A 1909-nucleotide genomic window follows, 5' to 3' on the forward strand; every position below is an offset into this window, starting at 1 on the left:
GCAACAGGTAGGGGCCGACCTGCGTGTCGGCCCTGGCCGGCGGGCGGACACGTGGGTCCGCCCCTACCTCAGCGATCAAGCTCACCTGCTCGGCGCGCTGAGCCACACGCCGCGCCGCGATGCCGGCCGACGCCAGCTTATCGGCCACCACGTCGATGACCTGGCGCGTGTCGCCAGGCGGGTAGTCGCTGCGGGCGCGGATCAGCGCTTGCAGCAACTCCGTCACCTCGGCGGCGTCGACCGTGTCCAGCACGGCGGCTTCCTGTTCGTTCATCGTCAGGCGATTCATCGCCGTTTTTCCTGTGGAGCGGGTTGCCAAGCCGCCCTACAACCCCCGCCGCAGGAGTTGGCCATAGCCCGGCTGCGCCACTATTTGCCCGTCCTCGTAGACCGTTTCGCCGCGCACGACTGTCCGGCGAACGAGGCCCTTGAAGCGCGCGCCGACGTAGGGGCTATGCTTGTGCTTGTAGAACAGCTCGTCCGCGCTCAGTTCCCACTCCCGATCCAGATCGACGACCACGAAGTCGGCGTCGGAGCCGGGCAGCAGGCTGCCCTTGCGCGGGTAGAGGCCGAACAGGCGCGCCGGGTTGGCTGAAGTCATGCGGACGAGGTCGGTCAGGGGCAGGCTGCGCTTGTGGACGCCCTCGGTCAGCAGCACGGGCAGCAGCGATTGCACGCCGCTGATGCCGCCCCAGGCCCGCCAGATGTTATCCAGCCCCGGCTCCTTGTCGGCCCAGGGGCAGGGGGAGTGGTCGGAGGCGATGGTATCCACCAGACCCGCCAGCACGCACGCCCACAGCGCCTCGACCTCGGCGCGGTCGCGGATGGGCGGGGCGCACTTGGCCAGCGGTCCCAGGCGCTCGAAGTCGCCCTCATCGAAGAAGAGGTAGTGGGGGCACGTCTCGACCGTGACCTTGACGCCCTCGCGCTGGGCGCGGTCGGCGGCGCGGATACCATCGGCGATGGTGACGTGCACCACGTGCAGCCGGCCGCCGCTGACGCCGGCCCAATAGACGGCGCGGGACAGCGCCTCCAGTTCAGCCGCCGGCGGGCGCGACTCGCTCCAGGCGGCGCGGTCGGTGCGTCCCGCCGCGCGCAGTTCGTCGCTGAGCAGTTGGGTGACGTGCTGGCTTTCGGCGTGGACGGCGACCAGGTTACCCAGTTCGGCGGCGCGGCGCAGACCGGCGTAGAGTACGTTGTCATCGACGCGGGCGAAGTCCACGCCGCTCTCGCTCATGAACGCCTTGAAGCCGATGACTCCTTCCTCGTGCAGCCCGGCCAGGTCGGCCACGTTGTCGTCCACCAGGCCGCCCCACAGGGCATAATCGACAACGGCCTTGTCGCGCACGGCAGCCTGCTTGTGCAGCAGGTTGGCGCGGTTGATGGAGGGGGGGGTCGCGTTGAGCGGCATCTCGATGAAGGTCGTGACGCCGCCGGCGGCCGCGGCCATACTGCCGGTGTGATAGCCTTCCCAATGCTCGCGCCCCGGCTCGTTGAAGTGGACGTGGTCGTCCACCAGGCCGGGCAGCACGGTCAGGCCCGCCAGGTCGGTCACCTGGTCGGCTGATACGGCGGCGTGCTCGCCCACCAGTTGGGCGACCTTGCCATCCTCGACGACAAGGCCGCCGAAGAACTCGCCCGTTTCGGTGATGAAGCGACCGTGGTTGAAGAGGTGTGTTGCGGCCATATTCAATCGTTAGGTGCTAGGCGCTAGGTTTTAGGGGAAGAGCGCGCTTCCCTAGTCCCTAGCACCTAGCCCCTAGTCCCTATTAGTTGGTGATGCTGGTGCCCGTCTCGCCGCGCAGGGCGCGGGAGATGTTGGCCGGGTTGGTGATGATGGCCCGTTTGCCGCCCTGTTCCAGGAAGTTGATGCACGCCTGAATCTTGGGGGCCATGCTGCCTTTGGCGA

Annotated in this window: 1 protein-coding gene and 2 pseudogenes; all 3 read right to left on the bottom strand. The window is 68.2% G+C overall.

Annotation, left to right across the window (positions count from 1 at the left end; translation table 11 throughout):
• Nucleotides 1-289, bottom strand: a pseudogene (locus ACE3UY_RS14845) (hypothetical protein); the annotation flags it as partial.
• A gap of 36 nt (nucleotides 290-325) precedes the next feature.
• The gene (gene allB, locus ACE3UY_RS14850) at nucleotides 326-1687 is read right to left on the bottom strand and encodes an allantoinase AllB (protein ID WP_374688284.1); all 1362 of its coding nucleotides are present in this window, start codon (nucleotides 1685-1687) and stop codon (nucleotides 326-328) included.
• A gap of 82 nt (nucleotides 1688-1769) precedes the next feature.
• Nucleotides 1770-1909 (bottom strand): annotated as a pseudogene (locus ACE3UY_RS14855) (carbamate kinase); the annotation flags it as partial.

The organism is Promineifilum sp. (SeqCode), assembly GCF_041918635.1.
Taxonomy (GTDB): domain Bacteria; phylum Chloroflexota; class Anaerolineae; order Promineifilales; family Promineifilaceae; genus Promineifilum.